This is a genomic window from Stenotrophomonas sp. 1337 (genome assembly GCF_031455455.1).
GTDB lineage: Bacteria > Pseudomonadota > Gammaproteobacteria > Xanthomonadales > Xanthomonadaceae > Stenotrophomonas > Stenotrophomonas indicatrix.
On the sequence record NZ_JAVDSR010000008.1, the window covers coordinates 186,425 to 210,770 of the forward strand.

Annotated in this window: 18 protein-coding genes, 5 tRNA genes and 1 other RNA gene; 18 read left to right on the forward strand and 6 right to left on the reverse strand. The window is 66.0% G+C overall.

Annotated features, from left to right (window positions below; all coding sequences use genetic code 11):
- Positions 1 to 218: 218 nt before the first annotated feature.
- The 6 genes from J2X70_RS13210 to J2X70_RS13235 all read left to right on the forward strand — a co-directional run bounded on the left by J2X70_RS13210 (position 219) and on the right by J2X70_RS13235 (position 3,169).
- A complete protein-coding gene (locus tag J2X70_RS13210; protein ID WP_004146343.1) occupies positions 219 to 491 on the forward strand; it encodes an HU family DNA-binding protein in 273 nt (90 codons plus the stop codon).
- Positions 492 to 502: 11 nt separating this feature from the next.
- Positions 503 to 577 (forward strand) — tRNA-Val (locus tag J2X70_RS13215).
- Positions 578 to 602: 25 nt separating this feature from the next.
- A tRNA-Asp gene (locus J2X70_RS13220) sits at positions 603 to 679 on the forward strand.
- Positions 680 to 768: 89 nt separating this feature from the next.
- Positions 769 to 845, forward strand: a tRNA-Asp gene (locus J2X70_RS13225).
- 107 nt (positions 846 to 952) lie between these two features.
- A tRNA-Asp gene (locus J2X70_RS13230) sits at positions 953 to 1,029 on the forward strand.
- A 184-nt stretch (positions 1,030 to 1,213) separates the two neighbouring features.
- Complete coding sequence (locus tag J2X70_RS13235) at positions 1,214 to 3,169, forward strand: peptidyl-prolyl cis-trans isomerase (RefSeq protein WP_032977385.1); 1,956 nt, start codon at positions 1,214 to 1,216, stop codon at positions 3,167 to 3,169.
- A gap of 361 nt (positions 3,170 to 3,530) precedes the next feature.
- Here the strand turns inward: J2X70_RS13235 and J2X70_RS13240 are convergent, their stop codons facing one another.
- Positions 3,531 to 4,733, reverse strand: coding sequence for a lytic transglycosylase domain-containing protein (locus tag J2X70_RS13240; protein ID WP_105163518.1), 1,203 nt, complete (start codon positions 4,731 to 4,733; stop codon positions 3,531 to 3,533).
- On the reverse strand, positions 4,730 to 5,494 hold the full coding sequence (gloB, locus tag J2X70_RS13245) for a hydroxyacylglutathione hydrolase (protein WP_309910695.1): 765 nt from the start codon (positions 5,492 to 5,494) through the stop codon (positions 4,730 to 4,732). The genes J2X70_RS13240 and gloB overlap by 4 nt, the downstream gene beginning before the upstream one ends.
- Positions 5,495 to 5,505: 11 nt before the next feature.
- On the opposite strand from gloB, the gene J2X70_RS13250 reads away from it, so the two are divergent.
- The 3 genes from J2X70_RS13250 to dnaQ are packed head-to-tail and all read left to right on the forward strand — an operon-like array spanning position 5,506 to position 7,348.
- Positions 5,506 to 6,150, forward strand: coding sequence for a methyltransferase domain-containing protein (locus tag J2X70_RS13250; protein ID WP_025878154.1), 645 nt, complete (start codon positions 5,506 to 5,508; stop codon positions 6,148 to 6,150).
- Between the two features lie 12 nt (positions 6,151 to 6,162).
- Entirely contained in the window at positions 6,163 to 6,615 is a 453-nt protein-coding gene (gene rnhA / locus J2X70_RS13255) for a ribonuclease HI (RefSeq protein WP_025878155.1), read from the forward strand.
- 4 nt (positions 6,616 to 6,619) lie between these two features.
- Positions 6,620 to 7,348, forward strand: coding sequence for a DNA polymerase III subunit epsilon (gene dnaQ / locus J2X70_RS13260; RefSeq protein WP_025878156.1), 729 nt, complete (start codon positions 6,620 to 6,622; stop codon positions 7,346 to 7,348).
- A 283-nt stretch (positions 7,349 to 7,631) separates the two neighbouring features.
- Here dnaQ and J2X70_RS13265 read toward each other — a convergent pair whose 3' ends face one another.
- Positions 7,632 to 8,336 carry a protein phosphatase 2C domain-containing protein gene (locus J2X70_RS13265; protein ID WP_025878157.1) on the reverse strand — a complete coding sequence of 235 codons (705 nt, stop codon included), beginning with the start codon at positions 8,334 to 8,336 and terminating at the stop codon, positions 7,632 to 7,634.
- Between the two features lie 169 nt (positions 8,337 to 8,505).
- Here J2X70_RS13265 and J2X70_RS13270 point away from each other — a divergent pair.
- Together J2X70_RS13270 and J2X70_RS13275 are read left to right on the forward strand one after the other, a co-directional pair.
- A tRNA-Ser gene (locus J2X70_RS13270) sits at positions 8,506 to 8,596 on the forward strand.
- Positions 8,597 to 8,816: 220 nt separating this feature from the next.
- Positions 8,817 to 9,221, forward strand: a complete 405-nt coding sequence (locus tag J2X70_RS13275; protein WP_025878158.1) for a DUF6165 family protein — start codon at positions 8,817 to 8,819, stop codon at positions 9,219 to 9,221.
- Between the two features lie 118 nt (positions 9,222 to 9,339).
- Here the strand turns inward: J2X70_RS13275 and J2X70_RS13280 are convergent, their stop codons facing one another.
- Positions 9,340 to 10,386, reverse strand: a complete 1,047-nt coding sequence (locus J2X70_RS13280) for a glycosyltransferase family 9 protein (RefSeq protein ID WP_025878160.1) — start codon at positions 10,384 to 10,386, stop codon at positions 9,340 to 9,342.
- Positions 10,387 to 10,406: 20 nt separating this feature from the next.
- On the opposite strand from J2X70_RS13280, the gene J2X70_RS13285 reads away from it, so the two are divergent.
- Genes J2X70_RS13285 through J2X70_RS13295 form a run of 3 tightly spaced genes read left to right on the forward strand, consistent with a single transcriptional unit; the run spans position 10,407 to position 12,309 of the window.
- Positions 10,407 to 11,156, forward strand: coding sequence for a 3-deoxy-D-manno-octulosonic acid kinase (locus J2X70_RS13285; RefSeq protein WP_025878162.1), 750 nt, complete (start codon positions 10,407 to 10,409; stop codon positions 11,154 to 11,156).
- A complete protein-coding gene (locus J2X70_RS13290; protein WP_025878163.1) occupies positions 11,156 to 11,923 on the forward strand; it encodes an MBL fold metallo-hydrolase in 768 nt (255 codons plus the stop codon). The genes J2X70_RS13285 and J2X70_RS13290 overlap by 1 nt, the downstream gene beginning before the upstream one ends.
- The gene (locus J2X70_RS13295; protein WP_248151016.1) at positions 11,920 to 12,309 is read left to right on the forward strand and encodes a nuclear transport factor 2 family protein; all 390 of its coding nucleotides are present in this window, start codon (positions 11,920 to 11,922) and stop codon (positions 12,307 to 12,309) included. Before J2X70_RS13290 ends, J2X70_RS13295 begins: the two co-directional genes overlap by 4 nt.
- A 76-nt stretch (positions 12,310 to 12,385) precedes the next feature.
- On the opposite strand, the gene ffs is transcribed toward J2X70_RS13295, so the two are convergent.
- Positions 12,386 to 12,482: signal recognition particle sRNA small type (ffs, locus tag J2X70_RS13300), an RNA gene on the reverse strand.
- Positions 12,483 to 12,781: 299 nt separating this feature from the next.
- Between ffs and sugE the strand changes: the two genes are divergently transcribed.
- The 3 genes from sugE to J2X70_RS13315 all read left to right on the forward strand — a co-directional run bounded on the left by sugE (position 12,782) and on the right by J2X70_RS13315 (position 22,725).
- Positions 12,782 to 13,099, forward strand: a complete 318-nt coding sequence (gene sugE, locus J2X70_RS13305) for a quaternary ammonium compound efflux SMR transporter SugE (RefSeq protein WP_032977375.1) — start codon at positions 12,782 to 12,784, stop codon at positions 13,097 to 13,099.
- 25 nt (positions 13,100 to 13,124) lie between these two features.
- Positions 13,125 to 13,301: a hypothetical protein gene (locus tag J2X70_RS13310; protein ID WP_309910701.1), complete on the forward strand. Its 177-nt coding sequence runs from the start codon at positions 13,125 to 13,127 to the stop codon at positions 13,299 to 13,301.
- Between the two features lie 166 nt (positions 13,302 to 13,467).
- Entirely contained in the window at positions 13,468 to 22,725 is a 9,258-nt protein-coding gene (locus tag J2X70_RS13315; RefSeq protein WP_309910703.1) for an autotransporter-associated beta strand repeat-containing protein, read from the forward strand.
- Positions 22,726 to 22,780: 55 nt separating this feature from the next.
- On the opposite strand, the gene J2X70_RS13320 is transcribed toward J2X70_RS13315, so the two are convergent.
- Positions 22,781 to 23,224 carry a GNAT family N-acetyltransferase gene (locus tag J2X70_RS13320; protein ID WP_025878169.1) on the reverse strand — a complete coding sequence of 148 codons (444 nt, stop codon included), beginning with the start codon at positions 23,222 to 23,224 and terminating at the stop codon, positions 22,781 to 22,783.
- A 123-nt stretch (positions 23,225 to 23,347) separates the two neighbouring features.
- Between J2X70_RS13320 and J2X70_RS13325 the strand changes: the two genes are divergently transcribed.
- Entirely contained in the window at positions 23,348 to 24,142 is a 795-nt protein-coding gene (locus J2X70_RS13325; RefSeq protein ID WP_309910706.1) for an isocitrate lyase/phosphoenolpyruvate mutase family protein, read from the forward strand.
- The last annotated feature ends 204 nt before the right edge of the window (positions 24,143 to 24,346 follow it).

The following is a 24,346-nucleotide window of genomic DNA, read 5'->3' on the forward strand; positions in this document are numbered from 1 at the left end:
TGCGTCCTGTCGAAATGCTTGAAACCCGCGTCGTTGCTGGCTTTCCAGCTTGCGTGGGGGTAGGGCCGCTGGTATAAAAGCAGCACTCGCGAATGAGTGATCGCAGTCAGCGCTCACTGAATTCGGCGAACCGTTTCCACATGGCAACCGCATGCAGACGTCGTGCGGTTGCTTCCCTGTCGAATACGCGGAACCCACCGCCAAAGGAGTTGTAAAGAATGAACAAGACCGAATTGATCGATGCCGTTGCTGAAGCTGCCGACCTGACCAAGGCCGAGTCCAGCCGCGCTGTCGATGCCGTCGTTGCTGCCGTCACCAAGGCGCTGAAGGACGGCGATGCGGTCACCCTGGTTGGCTTCGGTACCTTCCAGGTCCGCGACCGTGCTGCCCGCACCGGCCGCAACCCGAAGACCGGCGACACCATCAAGATCGCTGCTTCGAAGAATCCGTCGTTCAAGGCTGGTAAGGCCCTGAAGGATGCTGTAAACTAAGCGGCTCGCTGGGGTGCTTAGCTCAGCGGTAGAGCGTCTCCTTTACACGGAGAGGGTCGGGGGTTCGAAACCCTCAGCACCCACCACAGCACCGCGGTAAGTTTGAAATGTGGAGCGGTAGTTCAGCTGGTTAGAATGCTGGCCTGTCACGCCGGAGGTCGCGGGTTCGAGTCCCGTCCGCTCCGCCATTTTCAACGAGGCCCCCGGCCGAAAAGCTGGGGGCCTTGTTTTCTCTCCAACCAACCGGTTGTAGAGAAAACAAAGAGGTCTGCAATACGGAGCGGTAGTTCAGCTGGTTAGAATGCTGGCCTGTCACGCCGGAGGTCGCGGGTTCGAGTCCCGTCCGCTCCGCCATTGCAAAACTCTTAAATCCTCGTGAAAAAACTTTGAAAAAAGTGTTCAGCGGGGTAGGTTTTCAGGAAGTCTTCGGATATACTGAGCGCCTGCAAAGTTTCAAGCGCGGAGCGGTAGTTCAGCTGGTTAGAATGCTGGCCTGTCACGCCGGAGGTCGCGGGTTCGAGTCCCGTCCGCTCCGCCAACTCTAAGAGCCCTCGACGCAAGTCGGGGGCTTTTTCTTTGCGCCGTTTCCATCATTCGATGCGCGCGAACCTGTAGATCGCCTGGGCGGGATGGCGCCAGGCCCTGCTGCCACTGCTTTTGGTCCACGCCGCGAAGCGGGTTACACTGCCGGGCTCGCCAATCAAGCCTTGTGATTCCTCACCATGCTGCAGAAACTCCGCGACAAGACCTCAGGCTGGATCGTCACCGTGATCCTGGGGCTGCTGATGATTCCGTTCCTGTTCGTGATCGACAACAGCTACCTCGGTGGCGTCGGCGCACAGAACGTCGCCAAGGTTTCGGCACCGCCGACCTGGTGGCGCTCGGCACCGTCCTGGTGGCCGGTGCGCATGATGTGGCAGCACCATGAGATCAGTGCACAGGACTTCCGCACCCGTTTCGAGCAGGAACGCATGCGCGAACGCCAGCAGCAGGGCGAGAACTTCGACCCGCGCGCGTTCGAAAGCACCGAGAACAAGCTGGCCGTGCTCGACCAGTTGATCGACGAGCAGGTCGTGCGCCTGGTCGGTGAGCAGGCCGGTGTCGTGATTGGCGACGGCGCTGTGCGCGAATACATCACCACCATTCCGGGCTTCCTGGGCGCCGATGGCAAGTTCAGCGAAAGCAATTACCGTCTGGCCCTGGCCGGTGGCAATCCGCCGCGCACGCCGACCCAGTTCCAGGAACTGGTGCGTGAGAGCCTGCAGCAGTCGGTGATCCCGTCGGGCCTGCAGAATTCCGGCTTTGTCACCCAGGCCGAGACCGAGCGTCTGTTGAAGCTGCTGGGCGAGACCCGCGATGTGGAACTGGCCGCGCTGCCGGAAGTTCCGGTGGATACCGCGCCGGTGACCGACGCGCAGATCAAGCAGTGGTACGACAGCCATGGCAAGGATTTCCGCCAGGCCGAATCGGTGTCGCTGGAATATGTCGAGCTCAATGGTGCCAACCTGCCGGCGCCGACTGCGGCCGATGAAGCGACCCTGCGCAAGCGCTATGAAGATGAGAAGGCCAAGTTCACCACGCCGGAACAGCGCCAGGCGGCGCACATCCTGATCACCGGCGACGGTGCTGAAGCCAAGGCCGCCAAGCTGGCTGTCGAAGCAAAGGCGGCAGGTGCCGACTTTGCCGCGCTGGCCAAGGCGAACTCGGAAGATCCCGGCTCCAAGGCGCAGGGCGGTGACCTGGGCTGGGTGGAGCGGGGCGCGATGGTCAAGCCGTTCGAAGATGCACTGTTTGGTGCCAAGGCGGGTGAGGTGATCGGCCCGGTCAAGACCGACTTCGGTTACCACATCATCAAGGTCGCAGCGGTTCGTGGCGGCCAGGGCAAGTCCTTCGAAGAAGTGCGCGACACCTTGGCTGCCGAGCAGTTGAAGGCCGACGGCGAGCGCGGCTTCAACGATCTGGCGGGCCGCCTGGTCGATGCCATCAACAAGAGCCCGAGCGACCTGTCCGCGGCCGCCAAGGCGGTCGGCCTGTCGATGCAGACGCTGGGCCCGATCACGCGCACCACCGCCACCGGTATTGCCGCTGATCCGGCCGTGCTGCGTGCCGCCTTCTCCGACGTCCTGGTGCAGGACGGTACCGCCAGCGATCCGATCGCCCTGGGCGGCAGCAGCAACCACAGCGTGGTGATCCGCGTTGCCGCGCATACCCCGGAGCAGGCGCTGCCGCTGGACAAGGCGCGTGAGCAGGTGATCGCCGCGATCCGTGCCGACCGTCAGCGCCAGGCCGGTGACAAGGCCGCCGATGCCCTGCTGGCCAAGCTGAAGGCCGGCGCGACCCTGCAGTCGCTGGCTGCCAGCGAGAAGCTGCAGCTGAGCCCGATGCCGGGCCTGCCGCGCAGCCAGCCGGTGCCGACCCCGGAGATCAACCGTGCGATCTTCAGTGCGCCGCTGCCTGCCGAGGGCAAGCCGAGCTACGGCAAGGTCGACGTCAACGGCCATGCGCTGGTCTTCGCGGTGAACAAGGTCAACCCGGGCGACATCAAGGAAGTGACCGCCGAACAGCAGAAGCAGCTGAAGGACCAGCTGAGCCAGATCGACGGCATGGCCGCGGCCAAGGCCTACATCGAGGCGATGCGCAAGAAGTTCTTGATCCAGACCACCGAAGCGAACCTGTAAGCCCTTCGGCGAGCAGGAACGAAAAGGCCCGGCATTGCCGGGCCTTTTTTGTTGTCGCAACCCTGATCGATCCGTGACCTGCGCGATGAGTGCCGACCAAGGTCGGCCGCTACCAGAAGCGACCGGCTCCTGCTCTTCATCTTCCAACCCGTGGGTGGTGCCACCGGAAACCACCAGGGGACGGGCGGGGTGGGCGCGCGGGGGTGTCCGCGGCATGGATGCCGCGGCCAAGCCCCCAAGGATGGGTTCACGGCGTCCCCCGTGGGTCCACCTCGCTCGTCCCAACTCATGAATGCTGCTGCCGCCACCCGCGAGGGGCTTCGCCGTTGGCCGGAAACCGCGCGTCAGCGCCGCACCGACCTCAGTCTTCGACGCGCAGTACCGCGCCTGGCTTCAGCACGCTGCTGCCGCTCAAGCCGTTCAGCGACAACAGCGCCTTTACCGGCATGCCGTAGCGGCGGGCGATGGTCCATGCCGATTCGCCATTGCGAACGGTGTGGCGACGGTTGCGCGGGCGATCGGCAGCCGAGGCGACCACCTTGGCCACCTGCGGGCTCGGCGCGGCGCTGGCGGTGCTGGCCACTGCGGTGGCAACGGCCGTGCTGGTGATGTCGGCAACGTCCGCGTTGGACGCCGAAACCGGGGCCAGTACGCGGGCGGTGCCCGACGGGCGGTTGCCGGCGGCCAGTGCCGGATTCAGGCGGGCGATCTTCGCCGGGTCCAGCGCGCGCTGGGCGGCCCACTGCTGGACGCTGGTGCCCGCCGGCAGGGTGTGGTCCTTCAGCACCGGCACGGTGCGGTCCAGCGAGGCCATCACGCCCGGCTGGTCTTCCACGTCTTCCAGCACGCAGGCCAGGGCATGCAGCTTCTCGACGTAGGCATGGGTGACCGGCGACAGCCCGGGCAGGCCGGCCGGTTTGGCGTTCTGCGCATTCATGCCGGCCTTGCGCATGGACTGCAGCACGCGGTATTCACCGGCGTTGTAGGCCATCGTGGCCAGGCGCCAGTCACCGCCGAACATGCCATGCAGGGTCTTCAGGTAGCGCACGGCGGCCTGGGTGGACTCCACTGCCGACAGTCGGCCGTCGTAGTTGTTGCTCATCGGTACGCGATGGTTGCGTGCCGTGGTGGCGATGAACTGCCACAGGCCGGTCGGGCCGCTGCCGTTGCGGGCATTGGGCCGGTAGCCACTTTCGACGAAGGGAATCAGGGCGAATTCGGTGGGCAGGTTGGCTTTGCGCAGCTCTTCGACCACATAGCCGAACAGCACCAGCGCGTCGTCATCCTGGTTGGCCAACCGCGAAGGCGCATGGGCGAACTGCTTCTGCCAGCGCGGGCTGGTGGCTTCGGCGTCACAGGTAGGTTCTGCAAGGCCGTCGCGGAAGCTGGAGAAGATCTCCTGGCCGTTACGTACCGATGCGGCCGGCAGCGTTGACGGATCCAGCGGCAGGGCCGAGGCGGCGGTCAGGTTCTGGCTGATGCCGGCGCCCAGCGATTGTGCGCCGGCAGTTCCGGCCAACCCCAGGACGAGACCCAGGGCCAGCGGCAGACTTCGGCGACTCATGCGCGGAAGCCGTCTTTCCAGTGCCGGAGACCGGCCATGACGTCGACGTCGTCCACGACTTCGCGTCCCAGGTGCGCCGACACGGCCGCGCGGATGGGCGCCGTGTGGGTACGCAGGAACGGATTGCAGGCAATTTCATCGGCCAGGGATACTGGCAGGGTGGAACGGTCATCGCGGCGCATGGCCAAAGCCTCCTCTTGGCGCTGCAACAAGGCAGCGTTGGCGGGGTCGACATGCCGCGCGAAGACGGCATTTGACACGGTGTACTCGTGAGCGCAACACAGCAGCAGTTGCGCGGGCAGGGCACCCAGCTTGCGCATCGATGCCAGCAGCTGGGACGGCGTACCTTCGAACAGGCGTCCACAGCCCAGGCTGAACAACGAATCTCCGCTGAAAAGCTGTTCAGCGGTGTGAAACGCGATGTGGCTGCGGGTGTGCCCGGGGACGGATAGTACGTGGAACATCCGGCCCAGTGCCTGAACACGTTCACCTTCACCGACCCGCTCGGTGGCCATCGGGATGCGCTCGTCGACCGGTGCGACCACGCGCACCCCGGGGAAACGCGCCTGCAGCGCCGGTACTCCGCCGATGTGATCGTCGTGGTGATGGGTGAGCAGGATGGTGTCCACGCGCACGCCTCGGGCAGCCAGCGCCAGTACCGGCGCAGCGTCGCCGGGATCGACGACCACGGCAGCACCGTCGTCGGCGATCAGCATCCAGATGTAATTGTCCGCAAATGCGGGCAGGGCAGTCAGTCGCATAGAATTGGACCATGCCCGCGCTGCAGAGCACCCGTCAAGCGAGCCAGGCCCCGTGGTTCGACAGTGAACCGGCGGAGGCCCTGCGCGTGCTCGAACGGCAGCTGCTGCTGCCGCAGCTGTCGCTGCTGCCGACCCGGCCCTGGTTGTGGATCGCCCCCAGCGCCGCCTGGCTGGCGGATGCGCAGCTGGGCGGTCGGGGTCTGCGCCTGCATCGCCAGGGCAGTGGTTACGCCGGCGATACCCGCTGTGCACTGCCGTTGCCGCTGCCCAATGAGAGTGTCAACGCCATCGTGCTGCAGCATGTGACCGTCGGCGATGCCGACCATCTGCTGGACGAATGCGAGCGCGTGCTGATGCCCGGCGGCCATCTGTGGCTGACCAGCCTCAACCCGTTCAGCCCGTTCCGCACGCGCTGGCGCCAGCACGGGCTGGTGGTGCGCACGCCGCAGCGGATCCGCCAGCTGCTTGAGCGCCATGGGCTGGAATGCGAGGACATGCGTTACCTGGGGCCGATGTGGCAGGGTGCCGGCAGCCGCCGTCGCGGCGGCTGGGCCCCCCTGCGCGCGGCCTGCCTGTTCCACGCTGAAAAACGCACGCTGGCCCTGCCCGGGCCGACCCCGTTGCCCGTGCGCTGGCACGGCACCGTTGCTACCTGATCTGGAGTTGTATTGAAAACCATCGAAATCCACACCGACGGTTCCTGCCTCGGCAATCCCGGCCCCGGTGGCTGGGCAGCGCTGTTGCGCTACAAGGGGCACGAGCGCGAACTGAGCGGTGGCGAAGCGCATACCACCAACAATCGGATGGAGCTGATGGCGGCCATTTCCGGGCTGGAGTCGTTGACCGAGCCCTGTGAGATCGTCCTCTATACCGATTCGCAGTACGTACGGCAGGGCCTGACCCAGTGGCTGCCGGGCTGGATCCGCAAGAACTGGAAGACCGCCGGCGGTGACCCGGTGAAGAACCGTGAACTGTGGGAGCGCCTGCAGGCCGCCACGCTGCGGCACCAGATCGACTGGCGCTGGGTGAAAGGCCATTCCGGCGACCCGGACAATGAACGCGTGGATACCCTGGCCCGCAACGCCGCGATCCAGATCCGCGACGGCAGCCCGGTAAACTGAGCCCATGCGTCAGATCATCCTTGATACCGAAACCACCGGCCTGGAGTGGAAGAAGGGCAACCGCGTCGTCGAAATCGGCTGCGTCGAGTTGTTCAAGCGCCGCCCGACCGGCAATACCTATCACCAGTACCTGAAGCCGGACTGCGAATTCGAACAGGGTGCGCAGGAAGTGACCGGCCTGACCCTGGAATTCCTCGCCGACAAGCCGGAGTTCGCGCAGGTCGTGGAGGAGTTCCTGGCCTTCATCGATGGCGCCGAGCTGATCATCCACAACGCCGCGTTCGACCTGGGCTTTCTCGACAATGAGCTTTCCCTGTTGGGAGAGCAGTACGGGAAGATCACCGACCGCTGCACGGTGATCGATACCTTGGCGCTGGCGCGCGAGCGCTTCCCGGGCCAGCGCAACTCGCTCGACGCCCTGTGCAAGCGACTGGGCGTGGACAACTCGCACCGGGCCCTGCATGGCGGTCTGCTGGATGCGCAGATCCTGGGTGATGTGTACATCGCGTTGACCTCGGGCCAGGAGGAGATTGGCTTCGGGCTGGGCGATGACGATGCCGGTGGCGCTGCGGCGTTGCAGGCGTTCGATGCGTCCAAGCTGCTGCCGCGGCCGCGCGTGGTGGCCACGCCGTCGGAGCAGGAAGCGCATGCGGCGCGTCTGGAACGGCTGCGCAAGAAGGCCGGCCACGCGTTGTGGGACGGCCCGAAGGTGGAAGAAGCCGCGAGCGCGTAGGCGCAGCGGTGGCGTGCGAAATGCAGCCACGCATGGCGTGGTGATGCGTGTGAAATGCAGCCACGCATGGCGTGGCTCTACTGTAGATCCACGCCATGCGTGGATGGCGTGGATCAGTGGCAGCGCACCAGGATCACGGTGATGTTGTCCGATGACGCGCCAGCGCAATCGCGCTGGCGCCCCACAATTTGCGCTGCAAATCGTGGGCCCCGTCTCACCAGCACCCAGACCCCCGCCGCTTCGCGGCCGCCCCCTGACTCAGGGGGCTTGCCTCCAGCCGGCATCAGTGGCAGCGCACCAGGATCACGGTGATGTTGTCCGAGCCGCCGCCGTCGAGGGCGGAGGCGACCAGGCTGTCCACGCATTCCTGCGCGCTGGCGTCGTCGAAGGCGAGGGTGCGGGCGATGCCGCGGTCATCCACTTCCTCGGTCAGGCCATCACTGCACAGCAGCAACTGCATGCCCGGGCGCAGCTCGCCGCTGGTGGTCGCCACGTTCAGGTGTGCCGGGTCGGTGACGCCCAGTGCCTGGGTGACCACGTTGCGGTGGGGATGGGCGCGCGCCTGCTCGGCGGTCAGGTTGCCCTGCGCGACCAGTTCCTGCACCACGCTGTGGTCCTGGCTGAGCTGGGCAAGTTGGCCATCGCGCCACAGATAGGCGCGGCTGTCGCCGACCCAGGCCACTTCGTAACGGTTGCCCTGCACCCGTGCAGCGACCACGGTGGTGCCCATCGGCAGGCTGTCGTTGCGCCGGCGCGAGGCGCGGATGATCTCTTCGTCGGCGGTGCGGATCGCCTGCGCCAACGGCGCGCCACGGCGGATCTCACGCACGATGGTCTCGCGCGCCAGTGCGCTGGCCACCTCGCCGCAGGCGTGCCCGCCCATGCCGTCGGCTACCAGCCACAGGGCCAGCTCGCCGTCACCGTAATAGGTGTCCTCATTGAGCTCGCGGCGCAGGCCGGGGTGGGTGAGATGTCCGAATTCGATCATGGTGGGTGCTGGGCGAGGGGGTAATGCCGGGGAGAACGGCATCATCACGGCCAAGCGGACATCCGGCAAGCCATGCAGTCAGGAAAATTTCACTTCATTGGGCGCAATGACTTGTCGTCAGCCGCGCTTCCTCGTATGATGCGCGTCCCCGGTTCGCCGGGGAACATCTGGAGAGGTGGCAGAGCGGTTGAATGTACCTGACTCGAAATCAGGCAGGCGTTTATAGCGCCTCGGGGGTTCGAATCCCCCCCTCTCCGCCAGATTAAAAAAGAAGGGCTGCCGAAAGGCAGCCCTTCTTTTTTAATCTGGCGCGGGGATGCGACGACGCTTCGCGCGTCGCCCCAAACGTTGCGATGCAACGTTCGGGCCCCTCCCTTTGCCGGCCTTCCTGCGGATGCTTCAGTAGATCCACGCCATGCGTGGATGCTGTTCGCGTGCGGCGGGTTACCATGTACGTCATCACCTGCTGGAGCCGCCACGATGACCGCTGAAATCCTCGTCCCCGTTTCATTCGGCGAGCTGCTGGACAAGATCTCGATCCTGCAGATCAAGTCCGAGCGCATCAGTGACGAAGGCAAGCTGGCCAACGTACGCAAGGAGCTGTCCGCGCTGGAAACCACGTGGATGGCGCACCCGGCGGCAGTGAAGGACATCGCCAAGCTGCGCGCCGAGCTGAAGTCGGTCAACGAGCAGCTGTGGGAGATCGAGGACGACATCCGCCTGAAGGACAAGGCGCAGGCGTTCGATCAGGGGTTCATCGACCTGGCGCGCAGCGTGTACCTGCGCAACGACGAACGCGCACGCATCAAGAAGGCGATCAACCTGGCGCTGGGTTCGGCGTACGTGGAAGAGAAGTCCTACCAGGATTACACGCAGCGCGCGTAATCCCGGGCGGCCCGACGCAGTAGATCCACGCCATGCGTGGATGGATCTCCCGGGTTGCGGGACGGTGCGGACCAAGGTCCGCACCCAGTAGACAGCGCTCAGCTGCCCGGCGTGCCACTCACCCCAGATGGTCGGCGACGTAACGCTCGAACGCGGCAATGCCGTCCTCGACGGTGATCAGTTCCATCACGTCGTCGAATTCGATCTTGGTGCCCCACTTGAGGTCGGCTGCCTGCTTGCCCAGATACTTGCGCGCCGCGTCGTCGTAGCGGTCCGCGCAGTAGCGGCGGTCCGAATACGGGCCGCTGCGGTTCGGGTTGCTGGCCGCATGCAGGCCCAGCACCTTGGTACCCATTGCGTTGGCAATGTGCATCGGGCCAGAGTCCGGGGTCATCACCAGATTGGCGCGGGCCAGCAGGGCCGGCAACTGCTTGAGCGTGTCCTTGCCGACCAGGTCCAGTGCCGGAACATCCAGCTGGGCCTGGATGGCGTCGGCCATGCTGCGCTCCAGTTCGCTGCGGCCGCCGCACAGCACGACCCGCCAACCGCGCGTGACGGCATGGTTGGCGACCTCGGCATAGCGGTCGGCGTACCAGTTGCGGCGCACGTGGCTGGAGCAGGGCGAGATCATCAGCACCGGCCGGCCATCGTCCTGCCATTGCGCAGCGGCCCAGTCATAGGCTGCCTGCGGCACGGGCAGGTCCCAGCTGACATCGGTCTGGCGCAGGCCCAGCGGCTCGCAGAAGCTGCCGATGGCATCGAGCACATGGATGCCCGGGCGATCAGGGATGCGTTCGTTGATGAAGAGGCCGTGCAGATCCTTGGAGCGGCTGCGGTCGTAACCGATGCGGCGCTCGGCAGGAATGAAGGCGGACAGCACGTTGGCGCGGAACGCCACCTGCATCTGCAGCAGGGCCTCGAAACGCCCGGGTGGCAACTGCTTGCGCAGCTCCTTCACTCCGGCCATGCCGGTCTTCTTGTCGTAGGCGTGGAAGGTGACGCCCGGCAGGCCATCGAGCAGCTTCTGCCCGACCTTGTCGATGATCCAGTGGATCGGCGTGTCCGGGCGCGCGGCCTGCAGGGTGCGCACCAGCGGCACTACGTGGGTCACATCGCCAAGAGCGGACAGGCGCAGAAGACACAAGGAGGAGGACGCTGATGCCATGTGTTGTTAGACTCAAAGGAATGGTCGCATTCGACGCCAATGAAGCGCTGACGCCATGCCGCGAGGGTCGCGGCATCGGGGCCATTCTGTTCGACCGCGAGCGGCTGCGGCAAGCCGACATCGGTCTGTTCTCGCCACAGCACTGGGCCGGCAAGGCCCGGCCGGTGGGTGAGGGCGGCCGTGGCAGCGCCTGGTTCGTGGATGCGCCGTTCGGCGCCAGCGTACTGCGGCACTACCTGCGCGGGGGGCTGGCGGCCCGGATCAGCCACGACCAGTACATCTGGCGGGGGGCGGACCGGACCCGCAGCTTTGCCGAATTCCGGTTGATGCGCGCGCTGCGCGAGAAGAAGCTGCCGGTGCCCAGGCCGATTGCCGCCTTCTACATGCGTGAAGGCCTGCGCTACCGCGCCGCGATCCTGATGGAACGGATCGAAGGGGTGCGCTCGCTGGCCGACCGCGCACTGGTGGCCGGGCGCGGGGCGCCGTGGGAGGAAACCGGGCGGATGATCGCGCGCTTCCACCGTGCCGGGCTGGACCATGCCGATCTCAATGCGCACAACATCCTGTTCGATGGCAACGGCCATGGCTGGCTGATCGACTTCGATCGCGGGGTGATCCGCATCCCGGCCACTGCCTGGCGCGAGCGCAATCTCAAGCGCCTGCTGCGCTCGCTGATCAAGCTGCGCGGTGAGCGCAGCGTGGAAGACGTGGAAAAAGACTACGCGCGCCTGCGCCGCGCCTATGACATGGCCTGGAACCGGGGCACCTGATGGACTGGTCGTTGCGTTTCCTCGGCGTCGGCAATGCGTCGGCGGTCGAGCTGGGTTCGCCGATGTCGGTGATCGAGCGTGATGGCCGGCCGTGGCTGACCATCGACTGCGGCGGCGAAGGCCTGACTGCCTTCAAGGCCCATTACGGGCATATGCCGCAGGCGCTGTTCGTTACCCATGTGCACCTGGATCACGTGGCCGGTTTCGAACGGCTGTTCGTGGATACCTTCTTCAGCGCGCAGCGGCGCGGCAAGGTGCGCCTGTACGTGCCGGCCACGGTGGTGCCGCTGCTGCACAAGCGCATCGGCGATTACCCGAACGTGCTGGCCGAGGGCGGCGCCAACTTCTGGGATGCCTTCCAGCTGATCGTGGTGGGCGATGCGTTCTGGCACGAGGGTGTGCGGCTGGAGGTGTTCCCCGTGCGGCACCACTGGCCGGAGACGGCCTATGGCCTGCGCCTGCAGGGCGCGCTGACCTGGAGCGGCGACACCAGGCCGATTCCGGAAATGCTGGCGCGCTATGCCAGTGACAACGAACTGATCGCCCACGACTGCGGGTTGCACGGCAATCCTTCGCATACCGGGGTGGATGACCTGGAGCGCGAGTACAGCGCCGAGCTGCAGGCACGGATGATGCTGTACCACTACGCCAGCGTGGCCGATGGCCAGGCCCTGGCCGCGCGCGGGCACCGGGTGGCACAGCCGGGCCAGTGTGTTGTGCTGGCCGCGCCGACCGCCCCGCACGTGCTGGCGCAGGATCCGCCGTGAGCAGCGCTGGCGCCGCCGCTTCACCGGCGCTGGCCGCCGAACTGGAGGGGTTGGAACGCGCACTGCATTGCCCGCAGGTGCGCGCAGACCATGAGCGTCTGGCGGCATTGCTGGATGAGGATTTCAGCGAGATCGGCAGCTCCGGCCAGTGCTACGGCCGTGAGGCCGCGCTGGAAGAGATCCCGCTGGAGCGTGCGCAGGTGGTGATCGAGTCGGACCAGTACGCCGTGTGGATGCTGGCAGAGGGCTTGGCCCAGGTGCGTTACCGCAGTCGCTATCACGTCGATGACCAGCCGCAGCGGTGGGTGCTGCGCAGCTCGCTGTGGCGTCAGCATTCAACGGGCTGGCGGATGGTGTTCCATCAGGGTACGCCTGAGGCGCGGTAGCGCCGGGGCATGCCCGGCGAAGGGCGCCAACCAAGGTTGGCATCTACCGGAGCGGGGCTTCGCCGAAAAGGCGGTGGCCCCGCCGGCTGACCTCGGCGCCCGCGTCGATCGATACCGTTGCTGCCTTCCGGCCCTGGCGGAGTTTTCGACCTAGCGTCGCGAGGGGCCGACGGGGCCACCATAGAGACGTTGGCCGCCCGGAGGCGGCCGATTCACGGATCAGGGGAAGCAGCGCATTGTGCGCCGGAGACCACAGCCGGACTGCACATCGGCTTACCGATGGCAGACGCGCATTCTAGCGCAGGCAGGTGCGTTGATGCCAGCTTCATGCACTGAATCCGATGTAACCCTGTGCGCCCAGCGTCGGCCGGTGGCTGCCGCCGTTGCTAGAATCCGGTCCCAGGAGGAACGACCTCCCCCACATCGGGATTCAATGACCAGGACGGCCTGGCCCTACCAAAGGAGGGCTGTCATGGCCTGGATCTATCTGTTGTTTGCCGGCCTGCTGGAAATCGTCTGGGCCGTGTCGATGAAGCAGTCTGAAGGCTTCACCAAACTCACCCCCACCGTCATCACCATCGTCGGCATGATCGCCAGCTTCTGGCTGTTGGCCGTCGCCATGCGCAGCCTGCCGCTGGGCACCGCCTATACGATCTGGACCGGTATCGGCGCGGTCGGTGCTTTCGTGGTCGGCATCGTGTTCCTGGGCGAGCAGGTCAGCCCGATGCGGATTGGCGCGGCGGTACTGATCGTCGCCGGCCTGGTTCTGATGAAACTCTCCAGCAGCTGAGGCCGGTTACGAATGCGGCGGGAATATGGATATTCCCGTTCTGCAGAAACAAGAGAATATGCATTTTCGGCAAAGTCGTGACGACTGCCGTGATTATTTGACGGCCATCATGAAAATAACGCGCCGGATTCACGTGGTGCTGGCGTTGACGGCCGCACAGTGCGCCCATTCGTCAAGCGAAACCGGGGAGTTTTCGCGCTGACGGACGTGCAGCGGCGCGCAGTTCCTGCAGCGCTTGCACGTGAAAGTGTGACTGTTTTTCAAGGTTGATACCGCAGGTCTTGTTCCCGAGTGGAGCAGGGCAGGACGACATCACCTCCAAAAAACCTGCCTGCTGTGCCACCGGTCATTATCATGGAGATTCACCGATGAACCGCATTTACCGTCTGGTTTTCAACCGTGCCCTGGGTGTGATGCAGGTGGCCTCGGAAATCACCCAGAATCCGACGGGAGGCGGTATCACGGCAACACGGCGCGGGATGAAACTACAGCGATTGGCAGTGGCGTTGGCGGCCACACTGGCCAGCGGCTCGGCGTTTGCAGCCTGCACCACGGCCGGTGCGGTGATTACCTGCGATGGCGCGACGGACCAGAACAATCTTTCCAGTACCGCCAATGGCGTGACCCTGAACATCGCCACCGGCGCGGTGCTGAGCGTGCCGCCGGTACTGGGGGGCACTGCGGTGACGCTGTCCGGCAACGGCATCACGGTGAACAACCAGGGCACGATCGATCCCACCATCAACGGCGGCTTGAGCCTTGCGGCGGCAGGCATGGTGCTGGGCAACAACACTGCCGGTGGCAATACCATCAACGTCAACAACCAGGCGGGCGGCAGCATCAAGGGCCTGGTCAACATCGGTTCGATTCTTGGGTTTGGTGGACAGGCACTGGTCACGCAGAACGCTGCCGGTGGTGTCACCAACATCACCAATGACGGCACCGTGGACATGTCCATCCTCGGGGCGGGGCTGTTCACCACTGCCGACGCCGCTGCCATCGTCAGCTACGGCGGTGCGCAGACCAACCTCACCAACAGCGGCAGCATCACCGGCCGCATAGGTCTGGGCGGATCAACAGCGGGCAACCATGTGATCAACGCCGGCAGCATCACCGGCAGCGTGCACCTGGGCAACTCCACGACGACGGGAAACACGTTCACCGCCGTGTCCGGTTCAAGCGTCAACCGCGGCGTGCTGGCAACGGGCATTGCGGGCGTTCTGGGCACCGTAGGCGTGAATCTGGCCGCTGCCGGCATTGTCGATGGCGGTACCGGTGCCAGCGATCGCCTGCTGCTGCAGAACAGCGCTTCGGGCCCGGGCGCGGGTACCGGCGGGACGGTGACCAACCTCGTTTGGGGCAATTACACTGGATTCGAGAACCTGACCGTCAACAGTGGTACCTGGAATCTGCAAGGTGCCTGGACCGGAACCAGTGCCACGATCAACGATGGCTTGGTCAACTTCAACAACGCGGCGTCATTCGGTACCGGTACCTTCAACGTCAACGGCGGCGCCATCGCGGCATCGGCGGGCGGGCTCACGCTTGCAAATTCCTTTGCGCTCAACACTGGCAGACTGACGTTGGGCGGCACCAACCCCTTCAGCTTGAGTGGTGTGCTGTCCGGTGCTGGCGGCCTGACCGTGACCAACACCGGTGTGGTCACGCTGGGCGGCGCGAACCTGTTCGGTGGTGGCGTCAACCTCAATGCTGGCGGATTGCTGCTGGGCAACGCAGGTGCGCTGGGCAGCGGCAACCTGACGGTAGGTGGTGCCGCGTCGCTGGATACCAGCGGGGCCTTCAATCTCGCCAACAACATCGTCGTCAACGGTGGTGGCAGTCTGAATCTGGTCGGCACCAATGCGTTGACGTTGAACGGTGCGCTGTCTGGTGCCGGCAACCTGGTGAAGAACGGCGCCGGCACGCTCACCCTGGGCGGTGCAAACACGCTTACCGGCAATGTCTCGATCGCGGGCGGCGCGTTGGCGCTCGGTGCAGGTGGCAGCCTGTCACCGACCGCTGCGATCTCGCTCACGGCAGGCACGTCGCTGGACCTCACTGCCGCAGCCAACCAGACCGTCGGCTCGCTGTCCGGGCTTGGTGGAACGGTCAGCCTGGGCACTCGCACACTTGCTCTAGGCGGTCTCGGCAATACCTCCTTCGCCGGCAACTTCACTGGCACTACCGGTGGCCTGGTCAAGGTCGGTACCGGAGTGCAGACACTGTCCGGCAGCAACAGCTTGACCGGTGGTTTTGCCCTGAATGGCGGCGGCCTGCTGCTCGGCAACAACGGTGCATTGGGAACGGGTGTGCTGAGCGTGGGCGGCGAGGTCACGCTGGATGGCACCACCGCAGCGCTCACCCTGGCCAACGACATCACGCTCGGCGCCGGTGGCTCGCTCGCGCTGCAGGGCGGCCAGCCCGTGGTGTTGAACGGGGTGATCTCCGGCGTCGGCAACCTTGGCAAGAACGGCGCATCTCTGCTCACGTTGAACGGCACCAACACGTTCAGTGGCGGCCTCGTCGTCAACGGTGGCGGCCTGCTGCTGGGCAACAGCAGTGCGCTCGGTACCGGCCTGCTGGACATCAACAACGCTGCGACGCTGGATACCTCTTCAGCCCTGACCCTGGGCAATGACGTGATCATCGGCGCGGCAGGCTCGTTGAACGTGCTGGGTGGCAACGCGCTGACACTGGGCGGTGCGATTTCCGGTGGTGGCGGCCTGATAAAGAGCGGGGCTTCGACACTGACGCTCAACGGCGCCAATACCTTCACCGGTGGCTTGAACGTTGCTGCCGGCACGGTGGCGCTGGGCAGTGGTGGCAGCTTGGCCGCGACTGGCGCGGTCAGCCTGTCGGGGGCTGGGGCGGCGCTGGATCTTTCCCTGGGTGGTAACCAGACCATCGGTGCACTGTCCGGCGTGGCAGGTTCCACCGTGGCATTGGGCGGCAATACGCTCACCTTTGGTAGTGCGGCCGACCAGGTCTTCGCCGGTGTGATCAGTGGCGTCGGCGGAGGCCTGGTAAAGAACGGAAGTGGCGTACAGACGTTGACCGGCGCAAACACCTTCACCGGCGGCGTCGCGCTCAATGCTGGCGGTCTGCTGCTGGGCAACAGCGGTGCACTGGGCACCGGCGCGCTCAGCGTCAACGGTGCCGCGACGTTGGACGGCAGCTCTGCGCTGACCCTGGGCAACGCGGTCAACCTCGGTGCCGCACTGACCCTGGGCGGCAGCAACAACATCACCCTGACCGGCGACATCTCCGGCGTCGGCAGCCTGACCAAGAACGGCGCCTCGCTGTTGACCTTGAACGGCACCAATGGCTTCAGTGGTGGCCTCAACCTCAATGCCGGCAGCGTGCTGCTGGGCAGCAGTGCGGCGGCCGGCACCGGCGCGCTGAACATCGGCGGCAACGTGTCGCTGGACGCGGCGGTTGCGCTGAACCTGAGCAACAACGTGGCCTTGGGTACCGGTGCGATTCTTACGCTCCCCGGCAGCCAGAACATCACGCTGGGCGGCGTGGTGTCCGGCGACGGTGGCCTGGCGAAGAACGGCGCCACGGTGTTGACGCTCAACGGTGCCAATACCTTCGGTGGCGGCCTGAACCTGGCGGGCGGCGGCCTGTTGCTGGGCAACAGTGGAGCGCTGGGAACCGGTGCGCTGAACGTTGCTGCGAACGCCAGCCTGGATAACAGCATTGCGCTTGACCTGACCAATGCGGTCAACCTTGGCGCCGGCTCGGCACTGACGCTGATCGGCAGCAACGCACTCACGCTCGATGGCGTGATTTCCGGCACCGGCAGTCTGGTCAAGAACGGCGCTGGTACGTTGACCCTCGGCAACGCCAACGGCTTCAGTGGCGGCCTGGCGTTGAATGGCGGCAACCTGCAGTTGGGCAACGCTGGCGCTCTGGGAACGGGTGCGCTCAACGTCGGCGGCAATGCAACGCTGGATACTGCCGCCGCCTACACCGTAGGCAACGCGATCAACCTGGCCTCGGGCACGACGCTTGCCCTGCAGGGCAGCAATGCGCTGACGCTCGGCGGCGTGGTGTCCGGCAATGGTGCACTGGTCAAGAACGGTGCAGCCACACTGACCCTGGCCAATGCGAACACCTACGCCGGCAGCACCACGATCAATGCCGGAACCCTGGCGCTTGGCGCAGGCGGCAGCCTGGCTGTCGGGGGTGACGTCACCCTCGGCGGCGCTGGCGCGGGCTTTGACCTATCGGCGGCAACCGGCAACCAGACCATCGGCGCGTTGAATGGCGTGGTCGGTTCGACGGTCGCGCTGGGAGGAAACTCGCTGACCTTTGGTACGGCAGCCGATGCGGTGTTCGATGGCGTGATCAGCGGAGGCGGTGGCCTGGTCAAGGTGGGCGCGGGCGTGCAGACGCTGTCCGCTGCCAACACCTTCGGCGGCGGCGTCAGCCTCAATGCCGGTGGCCTGCTGCTCGGCAATGATGCGGCACTGGGCAGTGGTGCGCTGACCGTGGGTGGCGCGGCCACCCTCGACACCAGCCTGGCGGCAACACTGGTCAACAACATCGCCCTCAATGCCGGCCTGACCGTGCTGGGCAGCAACGCGCTGACGCTCAACGGGGTGATCTCCGGCACCGGCAGCCTGACCAAGAATGGTGCTGCCACGCTGACCTTGAACGGCGTGAACACTTATACCGGCGGCACCAACGTCAACGCCGGCACGCTGGCCCTGGGAGCAGGTGCAAGCCTGGCCGCCAGCGGCATCGTCAACCTGGCAACCGGCGCTACGCTGGATCTCTCCGCGGGCAACGGTGCCCAGACCTTCGGCACCCTGACCGGTAGTGGCACGGTCAACCTGGGCGCAAACTCGATCACTGTCGGCGGACCGACCAACGGTGTCTTCAGCGGCTCCATTGCCGGCACCGGCGGCCTGATCAAGGAGGGGACCGGTACTGAAACGCTGACCGGTACCAACACCTTCACCGGTGGCACCCTGATCAATGCGGGAACGCTGGCGATCGGTGCCGGTGGCAGCCTGGCGGCAACCGGTGCAGTCACGCTTTCCGCGCCGGGCACCGGCTTCGACATCTCCGCTGCTGGCAACCAGACCATCGGCGCGCTCAACGGCGTCGCTGGCAGCACCGTGGCGCTGGGCGGAAATACGCTGACCTTCGGCGGCGTTGGCAACGGGACCTTCGATGGCGTGATCGGTGGGACCGGCGGGCTGGTCAAGAACGGTACGGGCATCCAGACGTTGGGCGGCGCCAACGTCTTCGGTGGCGGGGGGGCACTCAACGGTGGCGGCCTGGTGGTGGGCAACAATGCCGCGCTGGGTACCGGCGCGCTGACCGTGGGCGCCAACGCATCACTGGACAGCAGCATCGCTGCGAACCTCGGCAACGACATCGGCCTGCTGGCCGGTGCCACGCTCAACCTGCTTGGCAGCAATGCATTGACGCTGGGCGGGGCGGTCATCGGCGATGGTGGCCTGATCAAGAACGGCGCGGCGACGGTCACCCTGACCGGCAGCAACACCTTCACCGGCGGCACGGTCATCAACAGCGGCACGCTGGCGATCGGGGCGGGCGGCAGCCTGTCGCCGACCGGCGCGGTGAACCTGGCCGGTACCGGCACCTTCGACATCTCCGCCGGCGGCAACCAGAGCGTCGGTTCGCTGGCGGGCGTGGCCGGCAGCACGGTGTCGTTGGGGGGCAACAGCCTGACGCTGGGAGGTACCACCGACGCGACCTTCAACGGTGCCCTGACCGGCAGCGGTGGGCTGGTCAAGAATGGCAGCGGCGTGCAGACCCTCAACGGTGCCAGCACGTTTGGTGGCGGCGTCACCCTCAATGCCGGCGGCCTGGTGGTGGGCAACAACGCTGCGCTGGGAACCGGCACGTTGACGGTGGGGGGCGCTTCCACGCTTGATTCCAGCAGTGCGGTGACCTTGGCCAACAACGTGGTGCTCAACGCGGGCCTGACCGTACTTGGCAGCAACGATCTCACCCTCAACGGCAACCTGTCGGGGGCCGGCAGCTTGACCAAGGACGGCGTTGCTACCCTCACGTTGAACGGCACCAACACCTATACCGGCGGCACCTACATCAACGCGGGCACGCTCGCGCTCGGTGCCGGTGCCAGCCTCAGCGCAGGCGGTATCGTCAATCTGGCCACGGGTGCCACCTTCGATCTTTCGGCCGGCAGCGGCACGCAGGTATTCGGCACGCTGATCGGCAATGGCACGGTCAACCTCGGCGCGAACACGTTGACCATCGGCGATGCCACCAATGGTGTGTTCAGTGGTTCGATCGGCGGCACTGGTGGACTGATCAAGGAGGGCACCGGTACCGAAACATTGACCGGCACCAACACTTTCACGGGCGGCACCACCATCAACGCCGGCACGCTGGCGATCGGCGCCGGTGGCAGCCTGGCCGCAACCGGCGCAGTGAACCTGGCCAACGCCGGTACCGGTTTTGACATCTCCAGCGGTGGCAACCAGGCCATCGGTACATTGTCCGGCGTTGCCGGCAGCACGATCAGCCTTGGCGGCAACACACTGACCACCAACGCAGCGGGCAACAGCACCTTTGCCGGGGACATCAGTGGCGCCGGTGGCCTGGTCAAGAACGGTGCCGGCGTGCTCGGCCTCACCGGCAGCAACACCTTCGGTGGCGGAGTGGCGCTCAACGCCGGTGGTCTGTCGCTGGGCAGCAGTGGTGCCCTGGGCACCGGCACGCTGACCGTAGGCGGTGACGCCACGCTGGACGGCAGTGTGCCGCTGACCCTGGCCAACAACGTGCAGCTGGCAAGCGGCACGTTGACCCTGCTGGGGGGCACGCCGCTGACGCTGGACGGTGACATCGCCGGCAGTGGCAGCCTGCTCAAGGATGGTGCGGCGACGGTGACCCTGGGCGGCGCCAGCAGCTACACCGGCACCACGACGATCAACAGCGGCACCCTGGCGGTCGCCGCCGGTGGCAGCCTGTCCTCGGCCAGCACGGTGAACCTGGCCGGCGCCGGAACGCTGGACATCAGTGCGGCCGGCAACCAGGCCATTGGTGGCCTGGCCGGTGTTGCCAGCGGCAACGTGGTGCTCGGCGGTTCCACCCTGACCACCGGCGGCAGCAATGCCAGCACCACCTTCGGTGGCACCATCGGTGGAAGCGGTGGCCTGGTGCAGACCGGCACCGGCACGTTGACCCTGACCGGCAACAACACCTACACCGGTGGAACCACCATCAACGGTGGCAGCACCTTGCAGATCGGCAATGGCGGCGCGACCGGTGCGATCGTCGGCGACGTGACCAACAACGGCGCACTGGTGGTCAACCTGTCGGGCAACACGACACTCGGTGGCACCGTCAGCGGCAGCGGTGGCCTGACCCAGGCCGGCAGCGGCACGCTGACGCTGACCGGCAACAATACCTATACCGGCGGCACCACCATCAATACCGGTGGCACCCTGCAGGTGGGCAATGGTGGTGCAACGGGGTCGATCATCGGCGACGTCGGCAACAACGGCAGCCTGGTGTTCAACGTGGGTGGCAACACTACGCTCGCGGGCGCGGTCAGCGGCAGCGGCGGTCTGACCCAGGCCGGTGCCGGTACGCTGACCCTGACCGGCAACAACACCTACACCGGCGGTACCACCATCAACACCGGCGGTACGTTGCAGGTGGGCAATGGTGGCGCCACGGGTGCGATCACCGGCAACGTCAGCAACAACGGCAGCCTGGTGTTCAACGTCGGCGGCAATACCACGCTTGGTGGCGTGGTCAGTGGCAGCGGCGGGTTGACCCAGGCCGGCAGCGGCACGCTGGTCCTTACCGGCAACAACACCTATACCGGTGGCACCACGATCAACACCGGCGGTACCGTGCAGATCGGCAACGGCGGCGCCAGCGGCGCGGTCACCGGCAACATCACCAACAACGGTGGCCTGGTGGTCAACACCGGCAGCACCACCACGCTGGGTGGCAGCATCAGTGGCGCGGGCAGCATCGTGCAGGCCGGCCCTGGCCTGCTCAACCTGGGCGGCAACAGTGGCGGATTCACCGGTACCGGTCAGGTCACCGGTGGTGGCCTGAATGTCACCGGCACCGTCGGTGGCCAATGGACCATCGGCAGCGGCACCACGTTGTCGGGTACCGGCACCATCGGCGGCAGCGCTGGCGGCGTCACCGTGAGCAGCGGCGGTGTGCTGTCGCCGGGCAACGGCCCGGGCAATGGCAGCAGTGGCGGCAACGGTACGGGCGCGATCACCGTGGGCGGCAACCTGACCCTGGCACCGGGCAGCACGCTGTCGGTCGACCTGGGCGCTACCGGCAGTGACGTGGTGCAGGTGGGCGGCAGCGCGAACATCGGTGGTGCATCGGTGGTGGTCAATGCCATCGACCCGAACACCAGCTACCAGCAGGGCCAGCAGTACACGATCATCAACGCAGGCGGCGGCGTCAGCGGGCAGTTCGTGCCTCCCACCACCACCTCGGCGTTCCTCTCACTGAGCCCGGTCTACACAGCGAATGCCGCGCAGCTGAAGATCGATGTGAAGCAGACAGCGGCCTTCGTCACGGCTGCGCAGACCCGCAACCAGCTGGGCGTGGCATCGGCGCTGGACAGCCTGCCGCAGACCGGCGCGGCGCTGGGCCTGTACAACACGCTGCTGGCCTACGACACCGCCACCGCGCGCAACGCGTTCAACCAGCTCTCCGGTGAAGTGCATGCAGCCAGCCGTGCAGTGCTGCTGTACGACAACTACCTGGAAGAGGGCATCCGCCAGCGTCTTGGCAGCGAGTTGCCGACGGTGCGTGGCGAGCGTGCTTCGGCATGGCTGGCGGGTAGCGGCAAGGTGTTCAAGCAGGACGGCGATGGCAACGGTGACGAGATCCGTGCCAACCGCAATGCACTGATGGCCGGCGTCGATTGGAAGCTCGGCGAGCATGTGGTGCTGGGTGCGGCGGCGGGCAGCGAGCGGCTGGATACGCGGCTGTACGATCGCCAGTCGCGCGCACGCCTGCGTGGCAACACCTATGGACTGTATGCGCAGGGCGAGTGGAACAACGGATTTGCGGTCGGTGGCAGTGTGTCGCGCGGCGATTACCGCACGCGCACCACGCGTGAAGTGCCGCTGCTGGCACAGACGCTGCACAGCCGCCAGGATTCGGATGTCACCATCGCCCAGATCGAAGGCAGCTGGACCTGGACCCATGGCAGGACGCAACTGCAACCGTATGTGCAGTTCACCAAGCACTGGGTGGACAGCGATCGCGCGGTGGAGCAGGGCGGCAGCGCGGCGCTGGTGCTGGAGGGCGGCAAGGACACGCTCAATGTCAGCACCGTCGGCGTACGCGGCCGCTGGGATGTGGGCAGCGGCGAGCGCTATCCGGCACAGCTGACGGTCGGCCTGGGCTGGCAGCATGCGTCCGGTGACACCGACGTGGCCAGCCGGCAGAGCTTCGCCGTCGGCGGCACTGCGTTCGATGCCTACAGTGCCGTGATGGCGCGCAACGCACTGGTCAGCCAGGTCGGTGTGGCCGTCGGCCTGGGACGCAGCAGCCAGCTGTCGCTGTTCGTGCAGGGCCAGCATGGCGACGGTCGCAACGATATCGGTGGCCAGTTGAACCTGCGCGTCGGGTTCTGAGCCAGCGCGTGTCTTCGACGGATCCACGCCATGCGTGGATCCGTCGAGAGCCGGGTTACAGCACCCGCTGCATCTCCACGGCGTCGATTCCGGCACCGTGGCCATCGGCTACCACGCGTACCACCTGGAAGCCGAGGCCGGCATAGAAGCCCTGCGTGTGCTGGCTGGTGCTGAGCGTGATGCGCTGGATCGATGGGTCTGCTTCAGCCTGATGCAGGCGGGCCACTGCCAGCGCGCGTCCCAGCCCCTGTCTGTGGCGACTTCGTTCGACCATGCCCCAGCACAAGCTGGCGCTGCCATCGCCGCAGTGCCAGAGGCCGCCGCAGGCCACCACCTGGCCCTCGACCTCGATCACCTGGAAGGCGCGCTGCACGGCATGTTCGTGCAGGAAGCGCTCGAAGTCACCCCGCTCTGCGGGTGCGAAGTAGGTGGGCACGTTGCTGTCGAAGATCGACAGGCAGGCGGTGATGTCGGTGCAGCGGTAGGGGCGGGGTGTCATGAATGACTGTCATCGTGGTGGCGGGCACATTGTGCGCGAGGTCCGGACCATTGATGTCCGGATATGGCGAGCCCGGAAACCGGTCCGGACGCAGACTGCGGGTCCCCGTCATCAGGAGGTTCCATGTCCAACGTTCACCAGAACTTCGTTCAACTCCATCAACGCGCTGGTCTCTATGTGCTGCCCAACGTATGGGATGCCGGTGGCGCCCGCCTGGTCCAGCAGCTGGGAGCTGTCGCGGTGGGAACATCGAGTGCTGCCATGGCGTGGTCCTGCGGTTATGCCGATGGCGGTGCGCTGCCGGATACCGCGCTGCTGCAGCGGGTTTCGGAAATTGTTGGTGTGACTTCGCTGCCGGTCACGGTCGATATCGAGGACGGTTACAGCGATGTCCCCGATGCGGTCGCTGAGCGGGTGCTGCGCCTGGTGGAGGCGGGTGCGGTAGGGATCAACATCGAAGACGGTGCCGGCAGCCCTGCGGCGCTGGTGGGCAAGATCACAGCCATCCGTTCGGCGCTGAGCGGACGATCGCTGTTCATCAATGCGCGCACCGATGTGTATCTGCGCGGCCTGGCTGAAGAGGATGAGGCGGTCAGGATGAGCATCGATCGGCTGCAGGCCTATGCACGTGCCGGTGCCGACGGCGGCTTCGTGCCCGGGCTTCGCGCGCTGGACGAGGTTGCTGCGGTTGCCGGCGGCGTGTCGCTGCCTCTCAACCTGATGTGGCTGCCGGGGATGGCGCCGTTTGCTGCGCTGTCGCAGGCCGGTGTGCGGCGGCTGAGCGCGGGCCCGGCCTTGTTCATGCATGCATGGGCGGCGATGGCTGCGGCGACCACGGATTTTCTCGGCGGTGTGATGGCGATGCCCGAGGGCGCACCGGGCTATGCGGCCTTGAACCAGCTGTTCAGCGAAAGGTGAGGGCGCCAAGACGGGGCGCGCCGACAGGCTCGACCACGGGCGGGTAGTCGATGCGACCGGGCCGAGGCATCCACGCATGGCGTGGATCTACTGCCATAGCTGGAGGAACAAGCCCCTCTGTTGAGGGGCTGCCCCGACAGGGGCGGGGAGAGGCCGGCGAAGGGAGGGGCCCGAACGTTGCGCAGCAACGTTTGGGGCGAAGCG

What these genes read in the sequence shown, in the direction of transcription:
- J2X70_RS13325 (WP_309910706.1), top strand. Translation starts at nt 23,348, where the DNA reads ATGTCCAACGTTCACCAGAACTTCGTTCAACTCCATCAACGCGCTGGT.
- J2X70_RS13240 (WP_105163518.1), bottom strand. Translation starts at nt 4,733, where the DNA reads ATGAGTCGCCGAAGTCTGCCGCTGGCCCTGGGTCTCGTCCTGGGGTTG.
- J2X70_RS13320 (WP_025878169.1), bottom strand. Translation starts at nt 23,224, where the DNA reads ATGACACCCCGCCCCTACCGCTGCACCGACATCACCGCCTGCCTGTCG.
- dnaQ (WP_025878156.1), top strand. Translation starts at nt 6,620, where the DNA reads ATGCGTCAGATCATCCTTGATACCGAAACCACCGGCCTGGAGTGGAAG.
- J2X70_RS13285 (WP_025878162.1), top strand. Translation starts at nt 10,407, where the DNA reads ATGGTCGCATTCGACGCCAATGAAGCGCTGACGCCATGCCGCGAGGGT.
- J2X70_RS13275 (WP_025878158.1), top strand. Translation starts at nt 8,817, where the DNA reads ATGACCGCTGAAATCCTCGTCCCCGTTTCATTCGGCGAGCTGCTGGAC.
- J2X70_RS13310 (WP_309910701.1), top strand. Translation starts at nt 13,125, where the DNA reads ATGGATATTCCCGTTCTGCAGAAACAAGAGAATATGCATTTTCGGCAA.
- J2X70_RS13265 (WP_025878157.1), bottom strand. Translation starts at nt 8,336, where the DNA reads ATGATCGAATTCGGACATCTCACCCACCCCGGCCTGCGCCGCGAGCTC.
- J2X70_RS13315 (WP_309910703.1), top strand. Translation starts at nt 13,468, where the DNA reads ATGAACCGCATTTACCGTCTGGTTTTCAACCGTGCCCTGGGTGTGATG.
- J2X70_RS13280 (WP_025878160.1), bottom strand. Translation starts at nt 10,386, where the DNA reads ATGGCATCAGCGTCCTCCTCCTTGTGTCTTCTGCGCCTGTCCGCTCTT.
- J2X70_RS13210 (WP_004146343.1), top strand. Translation starts at nt 219, where the DNA reads ATGAACAAGACCGAATTGATCGATGCCGTTGCTGAAGCTGCCGACCTG.
- J2X70_RS13235 (WP_032977385.1), top strand. Translation starts at nt 1,214, where the DNA reads ATGCTGCAGAAACTCCGCGACAAGACCTCAGGCTGGATCGTCACCGTG.
- J2X70_RS13250 (WP_025878154.1), top strand. Translation starts at nt 5,506, where the DNA reads ATGCCCGCGCTGCAGAGCACCCGTCAAGCGAGCCAGGCCCCGTGGTTC.
- gloB (WP_309910695.1), bottom strand. Translation starts at nt 5,494, where the DNA reads ATGCGACTGACTGCCCTGCCCGCATTTGCGGACAATTACATCTGGATG.
- sugE (WP_032977375.1), top strand. Translation starts at nt 12,782, where the DNA reads ATGGCCTGGATCTATCTGTTGTTTGCCGGCCTGCTGGAAATCGTCTGG.
- J2X70_RS13290 (WP_025878163.1), top strand. Translation starts at nt 11,156, where the DNA reads ATGGACTGGTCGTTGCGTTTCCTCGGCGTCGGCAATGCGTCGGCGGTC.